20 protein-coding genes are annotated in these 20,604 nt (G+C 42.3%); 6 read left to right on the top strand and 14 right to left on the bottom strand.

The features are described 5' to 3' along the window. Positions 1 to 10 precede the first annotated feature (10 nt). Both E2R31_RS08715 and parE read right to left on the bottom strand, forming a co-directional pair. On the bottom strand, positions 11 to 475 hold the full coding sequence (locus E2R31_RS08715) for a hypothetical protein (protein WP_132974005.1): 465 nt from the start codon (positions 473 to 475) through the stop codon (positions 11 to 13). A 21-nt stretch (positions 476 to 496) separates the two neighbouring features. Beyond that, positions 497 to 2,440, bottom strand: a complete 1,944-nt coding sequence (gene parE / locus E2R31_RS08710) for a DNA topoisomerase IV subunit B (RefSeq protein ID WP_132974003.1) — start codon at positions 2,438 to 2,440, stop codon at positions 497 to 499. Between the two features lie 135 nt (positions 2,441 to 2,575). On the opposite strand from parE, the gene plsY reads away from it, so the two are divergent. Beyond that, entirely contained in the window at positions 2,576 to 3,217 is a 642-nt protein-coding gene (gene plsY / locus E2R31_RS08705; protein WP_132974001.1) for a glycerol-3-phosphate 1-O-acyltransferase PlsY, read from the top strand. Between the two features lie 34 nt (positions 3,218 to 3,251). Here the strand turns inward: plsY and E2R31_RS08700 are convergent, their stop codons facing one another. The 8 genes from E2R31_RS08700 to E2R31_RS08665 all read right to left on the bottom strand — a co-directional run bounded on the left by E2R31_RS08700 (position 3,252) and on the right by E2R31_RS08665 (position 11,001). Continuing rightward, a complete protein-coding gene (locus E2R31_RS08700) occupies positions 3,252 to 4,208 on the bottom strand; it encodes an ABC transporter permease (protein WP_132973999.1) in 957 nt (318 codons plus the stop codon). A 2-nt stretch (positions 4,209 to 4,210) separates the two neighbouring features. Beyond that, positions 4,211 to 5,269 (bottom strand): ABC transporter permease, encoded by a 1,059-nt coding sequence (locus tag E2R31_RS08695; RefSeq protein WP_000038676.1) that lies wholly within the window; start codon positions 5,267 to 5,269, stop codon positions 4,211 to 4,213. Further along, a complete protein-coding gene (locus E2R31_RS08690) occupies positions 5,262 to 6,797 on the bottom strand; it encodes an ABC transporter ATP-binding protein (RefSeq protein ID WP_132973997.1) in 1,536 nt (511 codons plus the stop codon). Before E2R31_RS08690 ends, E2R31_RS08695 begins: the two co-directional genes overlap by 8 nt. Positions 6,798 to 6,933: 136 nt before the next feature. Beyond that, positions 6,934 to 7,989 (bottom strand): BMP family lipoprotein, encoded by a 1,056-nt coding sequence (locus tag E2R31_RS08685; RefSeq protein ID WP_132973995.1) that lies wholly within the window; start codon positions 7,987 to 7,989, stop codon positions 6,934 to 6,936. An 89-nt stretch (positions 7,990 to 8,078) separates the two neighbouring features. Then, positions 8,079 to 8,468 (bottom strand): cytidine deaminase, encoded by a 390-nt coding sequence (locus E2R31_RS08680; RefSeq protein ID WP_038805410.1) that lies wholly within the window; start codon positions 8,466 to 8,468, stop codon positions 8,079 to 8,081. Beyond that, a complete protein-coding gene (gene deoC / locus E2R31_RS08675; RefSeq protein ID WP_132973993.1) occupies positions 8,455 to 9,117 on the bottom strand; it encodes a deoxyribose-phosphate aldolase in 663 nt (220 codons plus the stop codon). Before deoC ends, E2R31_RS08680 begins: the two co-directional genes overlap by 14 nt. A 19-nt stretch (positions 9,118 to 9,136) precedes the next feature. Then, on the bottom strand, positions 9,137 to 10,414 hold the full coding sequence (locus E2R31_RS08670; protein ID WP_132973991.1) for a pyrimidine-nucleoside phosphorylase: 1,278 nt from the start codon (positions 10,412 to 10,414) through the stop codon (positions 9,137 to 9,139). Further along, a complete protein-coding gene (locus tag E2R31_RS08665; protein WP_132973989.1) occupies positions 10,411 to 11,001 on the bottom strand; it encodes a class I SAM-dependent methyltransferase in 591 nt (196 codons plus the stop codon). Before E2R31_RS08665 ends, E2R31_RS08670 begins: the two co-directional genes overlap by 4 nt. A gap of 234 nt (positions 11,002 to 11,235) precedes the next feature. Here E2R31_RS08665 and coaA point away from each other — a divergent pair, with 234 nt between their 5' ends. From coaA to E2R31_RS08650, 3 genes are all read left to right on the top strand, one after another. Continuing rightward, positions 11,236 to 12,156 (top strand): type I pantothenate kinase, encoded by a 921-nt coding sequence (gene coaA / locus E2R31_RS08660; RefSeq protein ID WP_125449356.1) that lies wholly within the window; start codon positions 11,236 to 11,238, stop codon positions 12,154 to 12,156. 67 nt (positions 12,157 to 12,223) lie between these two features. Continuing rightward, entirely contained in the window at positions 12,224 to 12,460 is a 237-nt protein-coding gene (gene rpsT / locus E2R31_RS08655) for a 30S ribosomal protein S20 (protein WP_001274000.1), read from the top strand. Positions 12,461 to 12,512: 52 nt separating this feature from the next. Next, entirely contained in the window at positions 12,513 to 13,046 is a 534-nt protein-coding gene (locus E2R31_RS08650) for a DNA topology modulation protein (RefSeq protein WP_132973987.1), read from the top strand. 16 nt (positions 13,047 to 13,062) lie between these two features. On the opposite strand, the gene metG is transcribed toward E2R31_RS08650, so the two are convergent. The 4 genes from metG to E2R31_RS08630 all read right to left on the bottom strand — a co-directional run bounded on the left by metG (position 13,063) and on the right by E2R31_RS08630 (position 18,281). Next, a complete protein-coding gene (metG, locus tag E2R31_RS08645; RefSeq protein ID WP_132973986.1) occupies positions 13,063 to 15,060 on the bottom strand; it encodes a methionine--tRNA ligase in 1,998 nt (665 codons plus the stop codon). Between the two features lie 123 nt (positions 15,061 to 15,183). Continuing rightward, complete coding sequence (locus tag E2R31_RS08640) at positions 15,184 to 16,440, bottom strand: ABC transporter permease (RefSeq protein ID WP_132973984.1); 1,257 nt, start codon at positions 16,438 to 16,440, stop codon at positions 15,184 to 15,186. A 1-nt stretch (position 16,441) separates the two neighbouring features. Next, positions 16,442 to 17,143, bottom strand: coding sequence for an ABC transporter ATP-binding protein (locus E2R31_RS08635; protein WP_132973982.1), 702 nt, complete (start codon positions 17,141 to 17,143; stop codon positions 16,442 to 16,444). Then, a complete protein-coding gene (locus E2R31_RS08630; protein ID WP_132973980.1) occupies positions 17,127 to 18,281 on the bottom strand; it encodes an efflux RND transporter periplasmic adaptor subunit in 1,155 nt (384 codons plus the stop codon). The genes E2R31_RS08635 and E2R31_RS08630 overlap by 17 nt, the downstream gene beginning before the upstream one ends. A gap of 267 nt (positions 18,282 to 18,548) precedes the next feature. Here E2R31_RS08630 and gor point away from each other — a divergent pair, with 267 nt between their 5' ends. Together gor and E2R31_RS08620 are read left to right on the top strand one after the other, a co-directional pair. Then, the gene (gor, locus tag E2R31_RS08625; RefSeq protein ID WP_084926026.1) at positions 18,549 to 19,895 is read left to right on the top strand and encodes a glutathione-disulfide reductase; all 1,347 of its coding nucleotides are present in this window, start codon (positions 18,549 to 18,551) and stop codon (positions 19,893 to 19,895) included. 143 nt (positions 19,896 to 20,038) lie between these two features. Continuing rightward, complete coding sequence (locus tag E2R31_RS08620; RefSeq protein WP_057489201.1) at positions 20,039 to 20,575, top strand: biotin transporter BioY; 537 nt, start codon at positions 20,039 to 20,041, stop codon at positions 20,573 to 20,575. Positions 20,576 to 20,604: the final 29 nt, after the last annotated feature.

Here is a 20,604-nt window from a genome sequence, read left to right as displayed (position 1 = left end):
GTCCAAGACTTTAATTTTGAATGTATTTCAAAATTATATTGTAATTTTTGTTTTTCTTTTCTTTTAAACGACCATTACGAGAATCATTTATTTCTTGCTCAGGATATGAGATCGGTGGGGCATTATATTTAAATAATTTATGAAACCCATCCTCTTCGCCGACATACACCGGAATATCATAAAAGAGTTCTCCTTCGTTATCTTGATACTGATCTCCTGTAATATCAACAATTATATCTTCGTAGGCAACTAACCAAGCATGAGATTCCCCTTCCCATCCAGAACCATATTCACCAGAAACATATAATGATTCAATTCCTTGTTCATATAAATACCTCTGAAGGTAGTCACTTACAAAACTGCAACATCCCTTAGGAAAATTAACTAGGTTGTAATCGATAATCTCTTCTGTCTGAATTGCTTTTTCAACAGCTTTTCTAAATTTCATAGCTATTTTTTTCAATTCAGTTATCATAAATTGTTTATTGCTCAATTTTCAAAACACCCCACTCTCCTCAAGCGTAAACTTGACATTATCTTCAATCCACTTACGGCGTGGTTCGACCTTGTCTCCCATGAGGACATTGACGCGGCGTTCGGCACGTGCTAGGTCTTCGATTGTGACACGGATAAGAGTGCGGGTTTCTGGATTCATGGTTGTTTCCCAGAGCTGGTCCGCATTCATCTCACCAAGACCTTTGTAGCGTTGGAGAGTTGCGCCTTTGCCAAACTGCTTGCGGAGTTCTTCTAACTCACCATCCGTCCAAGCATAGGCCACTTCTTCTTTCTTGCCTTTTCCTTTAGACATCTTGTAAAGAGGCGGAAGGGCGATATAGACATGGCCTGCCTCAACTAGCGGACGCATGTAACGGTAGAAAAAGGTTAAGAGCAAGGTCTGGATATGGGCACCATCTGTATCCGCATCGGTCATGATAATGATCTTGTCATAGTTAGCATCTTCAAGGGAGAAGTCTGCTCCCACACCCGCACCGATGGTATAAATCATGGTGTTGATTTCCTCATTTTTGAGGATATCTGCCATCTTGGCCTTGGCTGTATTGATAACCTTACCACGAAGAGGCAAGATAGCTTGAAATTTACGGTCACGACCTTGTTTAGCCGAACCACCGGCAGAATCACCCTCGACCAGATAGAGTTCATTCTTGGCAGGGTTTTTGGACTGGGCTGGCGTTAATTTACCCGACAACAAGCCCTTGTCTTTTTTATTTTTCTTACCATTTCGGCTCTCATCACGCGCCTTACGTGCTGCTTCACGAGCGTCACGAGCCTTAATAGCCTTGCGAATGAGATTGGAAGCTAGTTCTCCATTTTCCATGAGGAAGAAAGTTAATTTTTCTGCGACAATGCTATCAACAATCGGGCGAGCCAGTGGGCTCCCTAGTTTATCCTTGGTCTGTCCTTCAAACTGAAGGTGTTCTTCCGGAACAAGGATAGAAAGGACGGCTGCTAATCCCTCACGGTAATCTGAACCCTCAAGATTTTTATCTTTTTCCTTGAGAAGACCAGTTTTTCGCGCATAGTCATTCATAACTTTGGTGATGGCTGACTTGAGTCCTGTCTCATGCGTTCCACCGTCCTTGGTGCGAACATTATTGACAAAGGATAAAATGTTATCTGAAAATCCATCATTGTACTGGAGGGCAACTTCCACTTGGAAACCATTGTCTTCCCCCTCAAAGTAAAGAACTGGCGTCAAGGTTTCCTTGTCTTCGTTCAGATAGGACACAAAGTCCTGAACCCCATTTTCATAGTGGAACTCGATTGCTTCATCTGTTCGCTTATCTGTCAAAGATAAGGTAACATTTTTTAGGAGAAAGGCAGACTCATTGAGACGTTCTGAAATGGTATTGTATTTGAAGTCAGTCGTAGAGAAAATCGTCGCGTCAGGCATGAAAGTGACTTTAGTACCTGTCTTAGACTTGGGTGCTGTACCAATTTTCTTCAAGGTTGTGACGGGTTTTCCACCATTTTCAAAACGTTGCTTGTAGACTGCACCATCACGGGTGATTTCAACTTCCAGCCAACTAGAAAGAGCATTAACGACCGAAGAACCCACCCCGTGGAGACCTCCAGATGTTTTGTAGCCACCTTGACCGAATTTTCCTCCAGCGTGGAGAATGGTAAAGATAACCTCAACAGTTGGAATTCCCATGGCGTGCATCCCAGTCGGCATCCCGCGACCGTGGTCCTCTACTGTTAAACTTCCGTCTTTATTGATAGTCACATCAATGCGATCACCAAAGCCAGACAAGGCTTCATCGACTGCATTGTCCACTATTTCCCAGACTAGGTGATGGAGACCCGCACCGTCGGTCGATCCGATATACATCCCCGGACGTTTACGGACCGCATCTAACCCTTCTAGCACCTGAATGGCATCATCATTGTAGTTATTAATATTGATTTCCTTTTTTGACACAAGGAACCTCCTATTTGTTCATCTTTTCTATTTTACAGGTTTTCTAGGGATTTTGCAAAGTTTTTCCCATTCAGTTGTCACAATTTCACAAGATATTCTCTGACTTTCCACAGCATTTCATGGTATAATAGGTCTATGATGACATTTGTATTATTAATTCTAGCTTATCTACTAGGTTCGATTCCGTCTGGTCTATGGATTGGACAAATTTTCTTTCAAACAAATCTGCGTGAACATGGTTCTGGAAACACCGGAACGACCAATACTTTCCGTATTTTAGGAAAAAAAGCAGGTGTGGCAACCTTTGTGATTGACTTTTTCAAAGGAACCTTGGCCACTCTGCTTCCGATTCTCTTCCAACTGCAAGGAATCTCACCTCTCGTCTTTGGACTTTTGGCTGTCATTGGACATACCTTCCCTATCTTTGCAGGCTTTAAGGGGGGCAAGGCTGTCGCAACAAGTGCAGGTGTGATTTTCGGTTTTGCGCCTGTCTTCTGCCTCTACCTAGCAGTCGTATTCTTTGGAAGCCTCTATCTAGGTAGTATGATTTCACTGTCTAGCGTTACTGCTTCTATTGCAGCCGTTATCGGAGTTCTCCTTTTTCCACTATTTAGATTTATCCTAAACAGCTATGACCCTCTCTTCATTTTGATTATCCTAGCACTTGCTAGCTTGATTATCATTCGTCACAAGGATAATATCACACGTATCAAAAATAAAACTGAAAATCTCGTCCCTTGGGGATTGAACCTAACCCATCAAAATCCTAACAAATAAAACGCCAGTTTGAAACTGACGTTTTTTTGTATGCTTATTTTGACTTGATGTAGTTGATACCGTCTGCCTTAGGCGCAACTGCTTTTCCAAAGAAGGCTGCTAAGACAAGAATGGTCAAGACATAAGGGGCGATTTGAAGGTAAACCGCTGGCACTCCTTGTAGGAAAGGCAATTGAGAACCGATAACTGCCAAACTTTGTGAAAGTCCAAAGAAGAGACTAGAAAGCATAGCACCGATTGGATTCCATTTACCAAAGATCATCGCAGCAAGAGCGATAAAGCCAGGACCGACAATAGTTGTCACTGAGAAGTTAACTGAAATGGATTGAGCATAAATCGCTCCACCAATTCCCCCTAGGAAACCTGAAATAATAACCCCAAGATATCGCATCTTGTAGACATTGATCCCCAAGGTATCCGCTGCCTGAGGGTGTTCACCAACAGAGCGAAGGCGAAGACCAAAGCGGGTCTTGAAGAGGATAAACCAAGCAAGGAAAGAGAAGGCAATCGCGATATAACCTAGTAGACTGGTTGACTTGAAGAAGATATCTCCAATCACTGGGATATCAGCCCAAACTGGGAAATCAAAACGTCCAAAAGTTTGGCTTAAGTTATCCGTTTGTCCTTTGTTATAAAGAACTTTAACCAAGAAAACCGCTAGGGCAGGAGCCATCAAGTTCAATACTGTACCACTGACAACATGGTCCGCACGGAAATGAACTGTAGCGACTGCATGGATGAGGGAGAAAATAGCTCCCACGATACCAGCAACTAACAAGGAAATCCAAGGGGTCGCTGCTCCAAGTTGTTCTGCAAATTCAAGGTTAAAGACAACTCCAGAAAAGGCTCCCATAACCATAATTCCTTCAAGACCAACGTTAACGACACCACCACGTTCAGAGAAAACTCCCCCGATACTCGTAAAAATAAGTGGTGCTGAGTAAATCAGCATAGAAGAGACCAAGAGGGTGAGTAATGTTATAATAGACATCCTTACTTACCTCCTTTAACTTGTTTTTTAGGTTTGACAAAGCGTTCGATAATGTAGTGAACGCTGACAAAGAAGATAATAGACGCTGTTACAATGCTAACAAGCTCAGACGGAACTTGCGCTGCGTTCATACCCGGTGCTCCTACTTGCAAAACTCCAAATAAGAAGGCTGCAAAGAGAATTCCAATTGGTGAATTTCCAGCAAGCAAACTAACTGCCATCCCGTTAAATCCGATAGCTAATGATGACCCCTGAACGTAAACGTTTTGGAAGGTTCCAAGTCCTTCGACCGCTCCACCAAGACCAGCCAAGGCACCAGAGATAATCATTGATAGGATGATTGTACGTTTTGCTGAAATACCAGCGTACTCTGAAGCATGGGGATTGAGACCAACTGCACGGATTTCAAAACCGAGAGTCGTTTTCTTAAGCAAGAACCAAATCACCCCAACAGCAATGATAGCAAAGAAGATACCGATATTCATCCGAGAATTGCCAGTCAACTCAGATAACCATGGTGTCTGGTAACTAGCATTGGCACTCACACGAATCGTTGAGTCTGTACTTTGCATAAAGTCTTTCGGGAAAGAATGAATAAAGGCGTTCCCTACATACAATACAATGTAGTTCATCATAATGGTTACGATAACCTCTGACGTACCGAGATAAGCTCTGAGAATACCTGGAATCGCACCAACAATTCCACCTGCGATCAGAGCAATCACTACAGTCGCTAAAATCAACATTGGACGTGGCATGTCTGGATGCGACAAGGCAAACCAACCGCTGAGAATCCATCCTGCTAGAGCTTGACCTGGCAAACCAACGTTAAAGAAACCTGCCCGACTAGCAACGGCAAAACCAAGACCAATCAATACTAGAGGTCCCATGGCACGGAAAATTTCCCCAATCCCACGAAGGCTACCAAAAGCTGTATAAAACAGCTCCTCATAACCCCAGATAGCATCGTAGCCGAAGATCCACATGACAATTGCTCCGAGCAAGATTCCTAAGAATACGGAAATCAAGGGAACCGAAATTTGTTGTAATTTTTTAGACATCACTCTTCTCCTTTCCCAAGTCTCCACCAGCCATCAAGACACCAAGTTCTTGTTTGTTAGTCGTTTCTGGCGATACAATACCTTGAATCTTACCATCATGAATAACAGCAATTCGATCTGAGACATTTAAAATCTCATCCAATTCAAAGCTGACAACAAGCACAGCTTTCCCGTTATCACGTTCTTCAATCAAGCGTTTGTGAATGTACTCAATGGCACCGACATCCAAACCACGAGTTGGTTGGCTGACGATAAGGAGTTCAGGATCACGATCAATCTCACGAGCAATAATCGCTTTTTGTTGATTTCCTCCTGAAAGAGCTGCTGCTGGAACAAATTCGCTTGCCGCACGGACATCAAATTCTTCCATTAATTGCTTTGCATGTGAAGTGATATTCGCATAGTTCAAAATACCATTCTTACTGAGTGGTTCTTTGTAGTAGGTTTGAAGAGCGATATTTTCTGAAATCATCATCTCCAAAATCAAGCCATCACGGTGACGGTCTTCAGGAACATGCCCTACACTGAGTTCCGTAATTTGTCGTGGGTGCATTCCCACGATTGATTTGCCTTTTAATTCAATACTACCAGACTCAACCTTACGAAGACCTGTAATGGCTTGAATGAGTTCAGATTGACCATTGCCATCAATACCTGCAATACCGACAATTTCACCAGCACGAACATCCAAGGATAGATTTTTTACTGCTGGTACACCGCGGTTTTCATTGACAACCAAGTCTTTGATAGACAAGACCACTTCTTTGGGTTGTGGTGCCTGTTTCTCCGTTTTAAAGGAGACAGAGCGTCCTACCATCATTTCTGCCAAATCAGCATTGGTAGCTCCAGCAATCTCAACCGTCTGGATTGATTTACCACGACGGATAACCGTCACTCGATTGGATACCGCACGAATTTCATCCAGTTTATGGGTAATCAAAATAATGGATTTTCCTTCTTTGACAAGGTTTTTCATGATAGCCATCAACTCGTCAATCTCAGAAGGAGTCAATACAGCTGTAGGTTCGTCAAAGATAAGGATATCAGCACCACGATAAAGTGTTTTTAAGATTTCTACACGTTGTTGGGCACCAACGGAAATGTCCGCCACCTTAGCAGCAGGATCCACTGCCAAACCATAACGTTCAGAAAGAGCCTTGATTTCTTTAGTAGCTTCAGCTATATCTAGCACACCATTTTTAGTGATTTCACTCCCCAAAATGATATTTTCAGCTACTGTAAAAGCTTCAACCAACATAAAATGTTGGTGAACCATCCCAATTCCTAGACTAGCAGCTTTAGAAGGTGAATCTAGTTTGACAACTTGACCATTCACCGCAATTTCACCACTAGTTGGCTCAAGAAGTCCTGCCAGCATATTCATCAGAGTGGATTTACCCGCTCCATTTTCTCCTAAAAGTGCATGGATTTCACCTTTTCGCAGTTGCAAATTGATCTTGTCGTTTGCTACAAATTCACCAAACACCTTGGTGATATCCCGCATCTCAATGACATTTTCGTGTGCCATATGCTCTTCCTTTCAGAGGTTTATTTTATTTCAATAAAACCTGCTAATCACATTAACAAGCTCTATTGAGACAAAAATTGCCTCAATTCTTAAAGAAGCGACCGATGGCCGCTTCCTAAGAAATGACTTTTATCCATTATTTTTCAGGAACTTTTACACTTCCGTCAAGGATTTTAGCTTTTACATCTTCGACAGCCTTTTTACCTTCTTCTGAAAGGTTTGTTACTGCCAAGTCAACCCCTTTATCTTTCAATGAGTAGACGATAACTTGTCCACCAGGGAATTCACCTTTTTCTGTTTTGTTGGCAATATCTTTTACAGTTGTACCAACTTGTTTCAATGTAGATACAAGAACGAAGTTTGATTCTTTACCATCTTTAGAAGTGTATTTACCTTCTGCTGCTTGGTCACGGTCTACACCAATAACCCAAACTTTTTCATTTTCATTTTTGCTTTCGTTCAAAGATTTTGCTTCAGCAAAGACACCAGCACCTGTACCACCAGCTGCTTGGTAGACAACGTCTGCACCTGCAGCGTATTGAGCTGCTGCAATTGTTTTACCTTTGGCAGCATCACCAAATGAACCAGCGTAGTCAACTTGTACTTTGATAGATGGGTCTACTGACTCAACACCAGCCTTAAATCCAGCAGCGAAACGTGAAATAACCTCAGATTCGATACCACCTACAAAACCAACTTGTTTTGTTTTAGTTGTTTTAGCTGCTGCAACACCAGCAAGGTAAGCTGCTTCGTTATCAGCAAATGTTACGCTCGCAACATTCTTTTGATCTTTGATCACATCATCAATCAAGACATAGTTTAAGTCAGAGTGGTCTTTTGCTGCCTCTTCAACTGCATTGTGAAGTGCAAAACCAACACCGAAGATCAGGTTGTAACTTCCAGCCGCTTGTTGCAAGTTGTTAGCATAGTCTGCTTCACTTGTTGATTGGAAATAAGTAAAGCCTTTATCTTTAGAAAGATTGTGTTCTTTACCCCAGTCTTGCAAACCTTCCCAAGCTGATTGGTTAAATGATTTATCATCAACACCACCAGTATCTGTTACGATCGCTGCTTTGGTCTTCATTTCAGATGAAGATGAAGCTGCGTTACGAGAAGAGCGGTTACCACATGCAGCAAGTCCAACTGCTGCCACTGCAACTAGACCAAGGCCTAGCCATTGTTTCTTGTTCATTACTGAACCTCCTAAATAAGATGTGCAACGATGTTGCAAGTATGGATTGGTTGGCCACAAGGACCACGTCACTCAGAGAGTGACTCAGACTAGTTTAAGTCTGTAAATGAGTATGGAAGTAACTCCCCGACCGTCATCTCGACCGTCGATTTATCTTTAGCGACTAAAGTCACTTTTAGATCTTGTTCAAAAAATTCAACCATGACCTGGCGGCAAGCACCACATGGCGAGATAGGTTTTTCAGTTTGTCCGTAGACAATCAATTCTGAAAATTTCCGTTGTCCCTCCGAAACTGCTTTGAAAATAGCGGTACGCTCTCCACAATTAGTCAAGGGATAACTAGCATTCTCGATGTTCACACCCGTATAAATACTACCATCCTTGGCTACTAAAACAGCTCCGATGGGAAAGTGAGAATAGGGGACATAGGCTTGTTTGCTGGTTTCAATTGCTAGTTCAATCAACTCAGTAGTCGCCATCTGCCAATTCTCCTTTTAAAATCGCAACGCCAGCAGATGTTCCGATACGGGTAGCGCCTGCTTCCACAAAAGCGACAGCATCTGCATATGAACGCGCTCCACCAGCCGCCTTAACACCCATATCTGGCCCGACTGTTTTGCGCATCAACTGAACATCCTCAATAGTGGCACCACCAGTTGAAAATCCAGTTGATGTTTTGACAAAGTCAGCGCCTGCTTTCTGGGATAATTGGCAGGCCACAACCTTTTCATCGTCTGTCAACAAGCAGGCTTCAATAATAACCTTAACCAACTTGTCACCACTTGCTTCTACAACAGCACGGATGTCCGACTCAACTAAATCAAGATTGCCTGATTTGAGGGCACCAACATTGATAACCATATCAATCTCATCTGCACCGTTTTGAACAGCTTCTTTTGTTTCAAAAGCTTTCACAGCTGAAGTTGTTGCTCCCAAAGGAAAACCTACTACTGTACAAACCTTTACATCTGAACCATCAAGTCCTATGTTCGCATGTTTCACCCATGTGGGATTGACACAAACGCTGGCAAAGTCATACTCACGCGCTTCAGATAGCAAACGATCAATTTGTTCTTGGCTTGCATCTTGCTTTAAAAGCGTATGATCAATATATTTATTTAACTTCATATTCGGATTCTCCCTGATTTTATGAGATAATTTCTATAATTTCTCGTAAACTTTGCACTCCATCATTTATTTTAACATATTTTTGAAATTCTGTAACTAGTTCAGAAGAAATTTTTCCATTTGTATAAACTTTTGCAACAATTTCTCCTTTTTGAACGGAGTCTCCAACTTTCTTTTCAAAAACAATCCCTGTTTCATAGTCCAAGTCATCAGACTTGACTGCACGACCGGCTCCTAGTCTCATGGCATAGAGCCCAAATTCCATAGCTGGAAGAGCTGAAATAACACCCGTTTCTTGAGCAGGGACTTCCACCACATGGTCAACTTTGACGGGGCGATAGAGATCATCTAAATCACCGCCTTGTGCTACTACCATTTCTTCAAACTTAGCCAGTGCTTGGCCATTATCAAGATGTTGACGGATTTCCTCAATCGTTTTCTCAACATCAGCCAAGCCAAGCATAATCTGAGCCAATTCGCAGATAAAGTGACTAATATCTTCTCGGCCTTTTCCTTGAAGAATCTCGATCGCCTCAAGGATTTCGAGACGATTGCCAATGGCTCTTCCCAAGGGCTGACTCATATCGGTAATGACTGCTACTGTCTTTCGACCAACAGCCTTACCAAGTTCCACCATGGTTTGAGCCAATTCGCGCGCCTCATCAACAGTCTTCATGAAGGCACCCTCACCGACCGTTACATCTAGCAAAATGGCATCCGCTCCAGCAGCGATTTTCTTACTCATGACAGAACTAGCAATCAAAGGAATAGTGTCGACAGTCGCTGTCACATCACGAAGCGCATAGAGAAGTTTGTCTGCTTTAACCAGCTGGTCAGACTGACCAATGACGGATACACCAATATCTTGAACCTGTTTGATAAAATCCTCTTGACTACGCTCAACTTGGTAGCCCTTGATCGCTTCTAACTTATCTAAGGTTCCGCCAGTGTGTCCTAGTCCACGACCACTCATTTTTGCAACCGGTACACCAAAGCTGGCTACTAAAGGAGCTAAAATCAAGGTCACCTTATCACCAACACCACCTGTCGAGTGTTTATCTACTTTGATACCATCTATGGCTGACAAATCAAACTCCTGACCTGTCTCAACCATATTCATGGTCAGGTCAGAAATCTCACGTGTGGTCATTCCTTTGAAATAAACAGCCATAGCAAAGGCAGACATTTGATAATCTGGAACAGTTCCAGCCACATAGCCTTCTACCAGCCATTTGATTTCAGCTGCAGTCAGTTCTTGACCATCTCGTTTTTTTTGGATTAAATCAACTGCTCTCATTCTTTCACACTTCTAAGGATATAGTATCCCTTATCTTTCTTTACGATTTCACAATTTCCAAAAACGTCTTCCATCTTACTTTTAGCACTAGGAGCCCCCTGTTTTTTCTGAATGACGATGATCAAATCTCCTCCGTCTTTCAAGAAATCTCTGCTCTTTTCGATAATCTCATGAACAACTTGTTTACCCGCTCGAATCGGCGGATTGGAAATAACATGGTCAAACTTCCCTTCAACTTGTTCATAGATATTGGATTGGAAAATCGTCGCTGAAACTTGGTTTCTCTCAGCATTTTGTCGCGCTAGGTCCAAGGCACGATTATTGATATCGACCATGGTTGCCTGAACTCCATAAACCTTGACCAAAGAAAGCCCTAAGGGACCATATCCACAGCCTACATCAAGGACCGTTTCTCCTTTGTTAACCTCTAGACACTTCAATAAAAGCTGACTCCCAAAGTCGACCATTTTCTTGCTAAAAACACCCGCATCCGTCAAAAAGGTCATTTTTTGTCCCAACAGCTCCACTCTCAACTCATGAATGTCGTGAGCAGCGTCAGGATTTTCTGCATAATACATTTTACTCATGAAACTATTTTACCATATTTTAGTGAAATGTTAAATCGTTTACAAAGCTGAAATTCAACAAACAAACTAAATCTGTTATGATAATAATTAAATGATCTTTGTATTTTTCACTCTATTTTTCCCTGTTAGAGGCAACTTATAGCAACTTTCAAGAATCAGAATGATAAATATCGAATTTCATTCTCTCTTTGACTACGAAATATGATATACTAAGATATCGAACGAGGAAAAATTATGACCAACGAATTTTTACATTTTGAGAAAATCAGCCGCCAAACCTGGCAGTCCTTGCATCGCAAAACAACTCCTCCCTTGACGGAAGAAGAACTGGACTCCATCAAGAGTTTTAACGACCAAATCAGCCTACAAGATGTGACAGACATCTATCTGCCACTGGTTCACCTTATCCATATCTATAAAAAAGCCAAAGAAGATTTGTCTTTCTCAAAAGAAATCTTTCTTCAAAGAGATAGCAAGCCCCAACCTTTTATTATTGGGGTTTCGGGTAGTGTTGCTGTGGGGAAATCGACCACTAGTCGCCTCCTACAAATCCTTCTCTCCCGTACACTTGCCGATGCTACTGTAGAACTAGTGACAACGGATGGATTTCTCTATCCCAACCAAACTTTAATTGAGCAAGGTATCTTAAATCGCAAAGGTTTTCCAGAGAGTTATGGCATGGAAGCCTTACTGAATTTTCTTGATCGCTTAAAAAATGGACAGGATGTCGATATTCCAGTCTATTCTCATGAAGTGTATGACATCGTTCCTGGGGAAAAACAACGGGTCAAAGCTGCTGATTTTGTCATTGTCGAAGGAATCAATGTCTTCCAAAATCCTCAAAATGAGCGCCTTTACATCACTGATTTCTTTGATTTCTCCATCTATGTGGATGCTGCTGTCGAAGACATTGAAGGTTGGTATCTGGATCGTTTCTTAAAACTCCTCAGCTTTGCCCAAAATGATCCCAACAGCTACTACCACCGCTTTACGCAAATGCCGATTGGAGAGGTCGAAGCCTTCGCTCATCAGATCTGGACCAGCATTAATCTAATAAATCTACAAAACTATATCGAACCGACAAGGAATCGTGCCGAGATCATTCTCCACAAGGCTAAAAACCATGAAATCGATGAAATTTACCTAAAAAAATAATTTCCCCTTGTCAAAATCTGAGTTTTCAGATATAATGGTATAGTTAGTAAATATGGAGGTAAGAACATTGGCAAACATTAAATCAGCTATCAAACGCGCTGAATTGAACGTTAAACAAAACGAAAAAAACTCAGCTCAAAAATCAGCTATGCGTACTGCTATCAAAGCTTTCGAAGCAAACCCTTCTGAAGAACTTTTCCGTGCTGCTAGCTCAGCTATCGACAAAGCAGAAACTAAAGGTTTGATTCATAAAAACAAAGCAAGCCGCGATAAAGCTCGTCTTTCAGCTAAACTTGCTAAATAAGAAACAGTCCATTGAGGCTGTTTTTTTGTCCTCTAATAAGAAAAGGTAGAAAATGAAAATCGCAATCATCGGATATTCTGGAGCTGGTAAGTCAACTCTAGCTGAGAAGTTATCAAACTACTACTCCATCCCCAAACTGCATATGGATACTCTCCAATTTCAGCCTGGTTGGCAAGACAGTGACCGCAATTGGATGGAAACTGAGATGAAAAACTTCCTCACTAGTCACTCAGACTGGGTCATCGATGGCAACTACTCTTGGTGCTATTACGAGGAAAGAATGCAGGAAGCTGACCAAATCATCTTTCTCAACTTTTCCCCATGGACTTGTCTCTTTCGAGCCTTTAAACGGTATCTCACATACCGAGGCAAGGTCAGAGAAAGCATGGCAGCAGGCTGCCCTGAACGCTTTGACTGGAACTTTATCAGATGGATTCTCTGGGATGGACGGAGCAAATCCGCTAAGGAACGTTATCAGCGGGTTCAAGAAACCTATCCAGAGAAAATAATTGTTCTCAGGTCGCAAAAGGAGATAGACAACTTCTTAGAAAATCTCACACATAACAAGAAAAACCAACGTGCCTAACGTTGGTTTTTTGCTTTTACCCAATCACACTTCCGTTTGGTACAGCTGGATCAACTGTGAGAAGGGTTAATTTGCCATCATGTTCAGCTGAGAGAATCATCCCTTGGCTGACATATTTTTTCATCATCTTGCGTGGTTTGAGGTTGGCAACGATTTGGACTTTCTTGCCGACCAATTCTTGTTCGTTTGGATAGTATTTTGCAATTCCTGAGAGGATTTGACGATCTTCACCATCACCAGCATCGAGGCGGAATTGAAGCAACTTATCAGAACCTTCTACTTTAGAAACTTCTTTGACTTCTGCGACACGGATTTCAACCTTGTCGAAGTCTTCAAACTTGATTTCTTCCTTGTTTAGTTTGAGTTCGACTTCATCTGGATTCCATTCCTTTTCGACTGCTGGTTTATTACCTTCCATTTGTTCCTTGATATAGGCGATTTCTTCTTCCATATCCAGACGTGGGAAGATTGGGGTTCCTTTGGCAACTACTGTCACACCTGCAGGAAAGTCAGCCAAGTTCAAGTTCTCAAGACTCGCCACTTCTTCCAAGCCAAGTTGAGTCATGACCGCACGACTAGTTTCCATCATAAATGGTTCAATCAAGTGAGCTACGATACGAAGGCTGGCTGCCAAGTGGCTCATGACACTTGCCAATTGGTCACGAAGAGCTTCATCCTTGGCCAAGACCCATGGAGCTGTCTCATCAATGTATTTGTTGGTACGTGAGATAAGCGTCCAAACTGCTTCTAAAGCACGTGGGTAGTCAACTGCTTCCATGTGTGTATGGTAATCAGCAATTGATTCAGTAGCTACCTGAGCAAGAACATTGTCAAATTCTGTCACACCTTCTACATAGGCTGGAATTTGCCCATCAAAGTACTTGTTAATCATAGAAATCGTACGGTTTAGGAGATTTCCAAGGTCATTGGCCAATTCATAGTTGATACGGCCTACATAGTCTTCTGGAGTGAAGGTTCCATCTGAACCAACTGGAAGGCTACGCATGAGGTAGTAACGAAGTGGATCAAGCCCATAACGTTCTACTAACATTTCAGGATAAACGACATTACCTTTAGACTTAGACATCTTGCCGTCTTTCATGACAAACCAACCATGGGCAATCAAACGATCTGGGAGTTTCATATCCAACATCATAAGAAGGATTGGCCAGTAGATTGAGTGGAAACGAAGGATGTCTTTCCCTACCATGTGGAAGACCGTTCCATTCCAGAACTTGTCGTAGTTAGCATAATCGTCTTGACCGTAACCAAGAGCAGTCGTATAGTTGAGAAGGGCATCAATCCAAACATAAACTACGTGTTTTGGATTAGATGGTACTGGCACACCCCAAGTAAAGGTTGTACGAGATACGGCTAAGTCTTCCAAACCTGGCTCGATGAAGTTACGCAACATTTCATTGAGGCGACCATCAGGAGTGATGAAGTCAGGGTGAGATTTGAAAAATTCAACCAGTCGGTCTTGGTATTTGCTGAGGCGAAGGAAATAAGATTCTTCAGAAACCCATTCGACCTCGTGGCCTGATGGAGCGATACCGCCCGTCACATTTCCAGCTTCGTCACGGAAAACTTCTGCAAGCTGGCTTTCTGTAAAGAATTCCTCATCTGATACTGAATACCAGCCAGAATATTCACCCAAGTAGATATCATCTTGAGCAAGCAAGCGTTCAAAGACCTGAGCCACAACTTTTTCATGGTAATCATCAGTTGTACGGATAAATTTATCGTATGAGATATCTAGTAATTTCCAGAGTTCTTTGACTCCAACTGCCATCCCATCAACATAAGCTTGTGGTGTAATACCAGCTTCTTCTGCTTTCTGTTGGATCTTTTGACCATGCTCGTCAAGACCTGTCAAATAAAAGACATCGTACCCCATAAGGCGTTTGTAACGTGCTAGGACATCACAGGCGATGGTTGTGTAGGCAGAACCGATATGAAGTTTACCAGATGGATAGTAAATCGGTGTTGTAATATAAAAATTCTTTTCAGACATAACTTTTCCTTTCCAGGCAAATGAAACCTGTTTTTCTAACACTTCATTATATCATATTTTTAGTGATTTTCGATAGGAAAATCCATACAAAAACAAGATAGACAAGTGTCCATCTTGTTTATCTTATTCATAGCGAAGGGCTTCAATTGGATCAAGCTTAGACGCTTTATTGGCTGGTAAGACCCCAAAGATCATACCAACGCTGGCCGAAACAGCCAAGCTAAAGAGAGCAATCGGTAGCGAGACACCAATTTCTATTCCTTCCATCATATTTTTTAGCAAGGCTCCTGCTAGTGCGGTCAAGCCTGCTGCACTAACAAGTCCGATAAGACCACCTAATAAGGTCAAAATCATGGACTCAATCAAAAACTGTACCAAGATATTAGCCCGTGTAGCTCCCAATGCTTTACGAAGACCAATCTCACGAGTACGCTCCGTTACAGAAACCAGCATAATATTCATAACTCCAGTCCCTCCCACAAAGAGAGAGATTCCTGCGATAGCACTAATAATAGCGGTCATAAAACCAAAGATTTGCTGAACCTCTGCAAAAGCGGCGGTTTCGTCTACAACCTGATATTCTCCCTGCTGTACTCCTGCAATTTCTGTCATCTTGCGTGCGAGTTCTGGCCCCAAAGTCGGAGTTAGACTCGTATCATTCACACGAAAGACAATATTAGAAATTTCCTCTACATTAAAATTAGCTGCTACAGAAGCATTGGTTGTAATCGGTAAACCACCTACACCAAACATCTTAGCACTTTTAACAGCAGGACTAGAGTAAACACCAATCACACGATAGCTATATCCATTGGCTGAAATGATTTGATTGAGTGCTGCCTGAGGCGAGTCAAAAAGACTTTTAGCGAGTTCTTCATCTAGCAAAATCACACTTGCAAAATCTCGGTAATCTTGTTCTCTCAGATCCCTACCTGCAATAATTTTATTTTCTACAGCAGACATATAAGTCATATTTCCACCTGTCAGACTTGCTCTCTCTACCTTTTTATCCTTATAGGTCAAAGTAACATTTGTACTATTAGTCACATAATAGCCATCTACACCTTTTAGTTTGGCAGCTTCCTTAACCCACGATTCCTGTGTTTTAGGTGGTTCTACGTGAACATCTTCTTTACCAGATAGTGTCAGTGCAGATTGCTTTTGTGTAAAAGAACCGTCCTTACTTTTAATTGGTGAGAAAAACACCTGAATATTTTTCTGAGATTTTGTCATATTTTTATTGACCTGACGAGACATAGAGTCCCCTAAAGCCATGATGACAACTACTGAAGAGACTCCGATGATAATGCCAATCATGGTCAAAAAGGAGCGCATCTTGTGTGCCATAATAGATGAAAAGGCAAATTTCAGATTTTGCATCTTAGTTCTCCTTTCCTTCCAAACGAGCGCTATCAGACGAAATAACTCCATCACGGATTACAATCTGGCGTTTTGCATAGGCTGCAATTTCGGGCTCGTGCGTTACCATAATAATCGTCTTGCCTTCTTCATTTAACTCAACCAAGAGTTCCATGATTTGGCTTCCTGTTTTCGTATCCAAGGCGCCTGTTGGTTCATCAGCTAGGATGATTGAGGGATCGTTAACAAGAGCACGCGCAATGGCCACCCGTTGTTTTTGACCGCCAGACAACTCCGAAGGAAGGTGATGAATACGATCAGTCAACTCTACTTTACTCAGATATTCCTCTGCCAACTTGCGACGTTGGGCAGCTGGAACTCCTGCATAAATCAAGGGTAACTCAACATTTTGAACAGCATCCATCTTTGACAAAAGAAAGAACTGTTGAAAGACAAAGCCAATTTGTTGGTTACGTACCTGTGCCAACTGCTTTTCACCTAGACGGGCCACTTCTTGACCTTCTAGATAGTATTCGCCGCTAGTTGGGGTGTCCAGCATTCCGATGGTATTCATCAGAGTAGATTTACCCGAGCCAGATGGTCCCATAATGGCAACAAATTCCCCTTCGCCAATCTCCAAATTAATATTTTTCAAGACCTGCAGTTCCTGTTCGCCATTTTGATAGCTCCGGCAGATGTTTTTTAGACTAATTAGTTGTTTCATCAGCCTTCACCTCTTTTCCTTCTTCCAAGGAAGTCGTTGGATTACTGATGACTTTGGTTCCGTCTGTCAAACCAGATGTGATCTCTTGGTTTTCTGCGTCAGCATTTCCTAGGCTAACTTCGATTTTCTTAGCCTTATTCTCTTCGTCAACAACCCAAACGTAGTTTTTTCCGTCTTCAGTAATGACACTGGTTAAGGGTACGAGGATTGATTTCTTGTCACTTTTAACCTCAACACTAACGGTAAAACCTGGTCTCAAATCACCAATCTCACTCGTTACTTCAATCGTATAAGGATATTTAGAACCAGTATTCCCCCCAGTTATAGCATTCGTTCCTTCTCCACTATTTTTAGGGTAAGCTGAAATAAAGCTGATCTTCCCTGTCCAAGTTTTATCTTGGTAAACTTTAGAAGAGAAGGTCACTTCTTGGCCAACAGAAAGATTGGCAAGATTGTACTCAGAAAGTTCTCCCTTGACTTGTAGATTGTCGTTACTTACTACATGAACCATCACTTGATTTGCAACAGTTGTGGACTTTGATACATTGCGATTAACTTCTACAACTGTACCTTCTAGCGTACTCAAAACCTTTGTTGCGTCCAATTGGGCCTGCGCCTTTTTAAGTTGCGCCTCTGCATCAGCACGACTATCACGAGCATCACTAATCTGAGAATCAATGGAAGAGACAGAAGAACCCTGTGCTCCATCATCATATTCTTCCGAATCAGCTAGAGTGTTGTTTCGTGATTCCTTCAGGTCATTGATACGACGATCAGCCTTGGCTATGGCACGGTTAGCTGCATCATAAGCAGATTGCGCTTCTGTGCTGTTGTATTTTACGATCGCTTGTCCTTTGTCAACCTTATCTCCAACAGAAACCAAGATTTCATCCACCTCACCCTTACTTGCATCCAAATAAACATATTGTTCATTTTTTGCGGTGACAGTACCAGATAAAAGAACAGAGGATGCAACTGTTCCTTCCTTTGCGACTACGAGACGCGATGTGTCATCCTTACCGGCAGCCTGAGAGGGCTGTCTAAATAGCAAAATACCCGCTGCACTGGTTATAATAATACTTGCAGCACCAATAGCTGTGTATAGTTGCCATTTTTTAGTTTTCTTATTCCCCTTCATCACAAAACTCCTATTTTATTTTCAATACAAAGACTATTATAGCAAATTTACCTACTCTAAACAATGATTGTTCAGAGAGAAAAGAGAACAATTCAGGAAACATGCCTTGTTTCCATTTGATTTATGCGAAATTGTACTAGTAACATCATACACCTTATTTCTATATTTAGCAAGTGATTTCTGCTATTTCTTTAGGGCGTAGCAGATTTTTGCATTCAAAAAATAAAAACGATAGAATATGACTATCAAAGCTATAAGGAGTTTTCTATGAGAGAATATGATATCATCGCTATCGGTGGAGGAAGCGGCGGCATTGCCACTATGAACCGAGCTGGCGAACACGGTGCTAAAGCAGCTGTTATCGAAGAGAAAAAATTAGGTGGAACTTGTGTCAACGTTGGCTGTGTTCCTAAGAAAATCATGTGGTATGGAGCGCAAATCGCTGAAAGCTTCTACCACTATGGCCCTGACTATGGTTTTACAAGTTCAGATGTTCAATTTGATTTTGCTAAACTTCGTCAAAATCGTGAAGCCTACATCGACCGTGCCCGCTCGTCTTATGATGGAAGTTTCAAACGCAACGGTGTTGATTTGATTGAAGGTCGTGCTCATTTTGTTGATGCTAACACCGTCAGCGTCAATGGTGAATTGATTCGTGCCAAGCATATCGTGATTGCGACTGGCGCTCGTCCAAGCATCCCAACTATCCCTGGAGCTGAACTCGGTGGTAGCTCAGACGATGTCTTTGCTTGGGAACAACTTCCTGAATCTGTTGCGATTCTTGGTGCTGGCTATATTGCTGTTGAATTAGCTGGTGTTCTCCACGCACTAGGAGTAAAAACGGATTTGTTTGTGCGTCGCGATCGTCCCTTGCGCACTTTTGACAACTACATCGTTGAAGGTCTTGTCAATGAAATGGAAAAAACAGGCCTACCTTTGCACACGCATAAGGTACCCGTCAAGCTCGAAGAAACGGAGGAAGGTATTACCATTCATTTTGAAGACGGTTCTAGTCACACTGCCAGCCAAGTTATCTGGGCTACCGGTCGCCGTCCAAATGTAGACGGTCTGGAGTTAGAAAAAGCTGGCGTCACACTCAACCAACGTGGATTTATCCAAGTGGATGAGTATCAAAATACAGTTGTAGATGGCATCTATGCCCTTGGGGACGTTACTGGAGAGAAAGAACTGACCCCAGTAGCTATCAAGGCAGGACGTACCCTATCTGAGCGCCTCTTCAACGGGAAAACAAATGCCAAGATGGACTACACGACTATCCCTACTGTTGTCTTCTCCCACCCAGCAATCGGAACCGTTGGTTTAACTGAGGATCAAGCTATCAAAGAATACGGCCAAGATAACATTAAAGTCTACAAATCAAGCTTTGCATCTATGTACTCTGCCGTTACAAGCCATCGTCAAGAATCTCGCTTCAAACTCATCACCGCCGGTGCTGACGAAAAAGTTGTTGGCCTTCACGGACTCGGTTACGGAGTAGATGAAATGATTCAAGGATTTGCTGTTGCCATCAAAATGGGAGCGACCAAGGCCGACTTTGATGCTACAGTAGCTATCCACCCAACTGCTTCTGAAGAATTTGTGACCATGCGCTAATTATCGAAAGAGACTTCTTGAGCTCTCTTTTTACATGCAAAATCGGCTGTTACAGGTTTGTTACCTCTTCATAAAAAATAAGTTGACTTTTCCTTCTGAATTAGTATAATAGTTACTATAATTTCGAAAAGAGGTTAACAGTTTTGGAAAAAGCTCATATCTATGCTATCCCTGCTATCGGTGCTGCTCTCATCGCCGTATTGGCACAAATCAGTCTCCCTATCGGTCCTGTCCCCTTCACTCTGCAAAACTTTGCGATCGGTCTGATTGCTACTGTTTTTAGACCCAGAGAAGCTGTTCTATCTGTAGCTCTCTATCTCTTGCTGGGTGCCATTGGTTTACCTGTTTTTGCAGGGGGAGGGGCTGGATTTCACGTTTTAGTCGGCCCAAGTGCAGGTTATCTTTGGTTCGACCTTATCTATGCTGGACTTACATCTTATCTCATCCATCAAAATAGTGGCTACATTCGCATTTTCCTAGCCAACCTCTTGGGTGACTCCCTCGTCTTTGTCGGAGGCATTCTCAGCCTCCACTTCCTAGCTGGTATGCCATTTGATCAGGCACTAGCTGTCGGTGTCCTTCCCTTTATCCTTCCTGATCTTGGTAAGATCATTGCCATTAGTTTCATTGGTCGTCCCCTACTCGAACGATTAAAAAGCCTTCCATATTTTTCAAGATAAAAGAATAGTCCAGAACAATTGTTCTGGAC

The organism is Streptococcus downii, from assembly GCF_004353325.1.
GTDB lineage: Bacteria > Bacillota > Bacilli > Lactobacillales > Streptococcaceae > Streptococcus > Streptococcus downii.
Note: the sequence above shows the minus strand (reverse complement) of the source record. Positions and strands in the feature narration are given on the sequence as shown.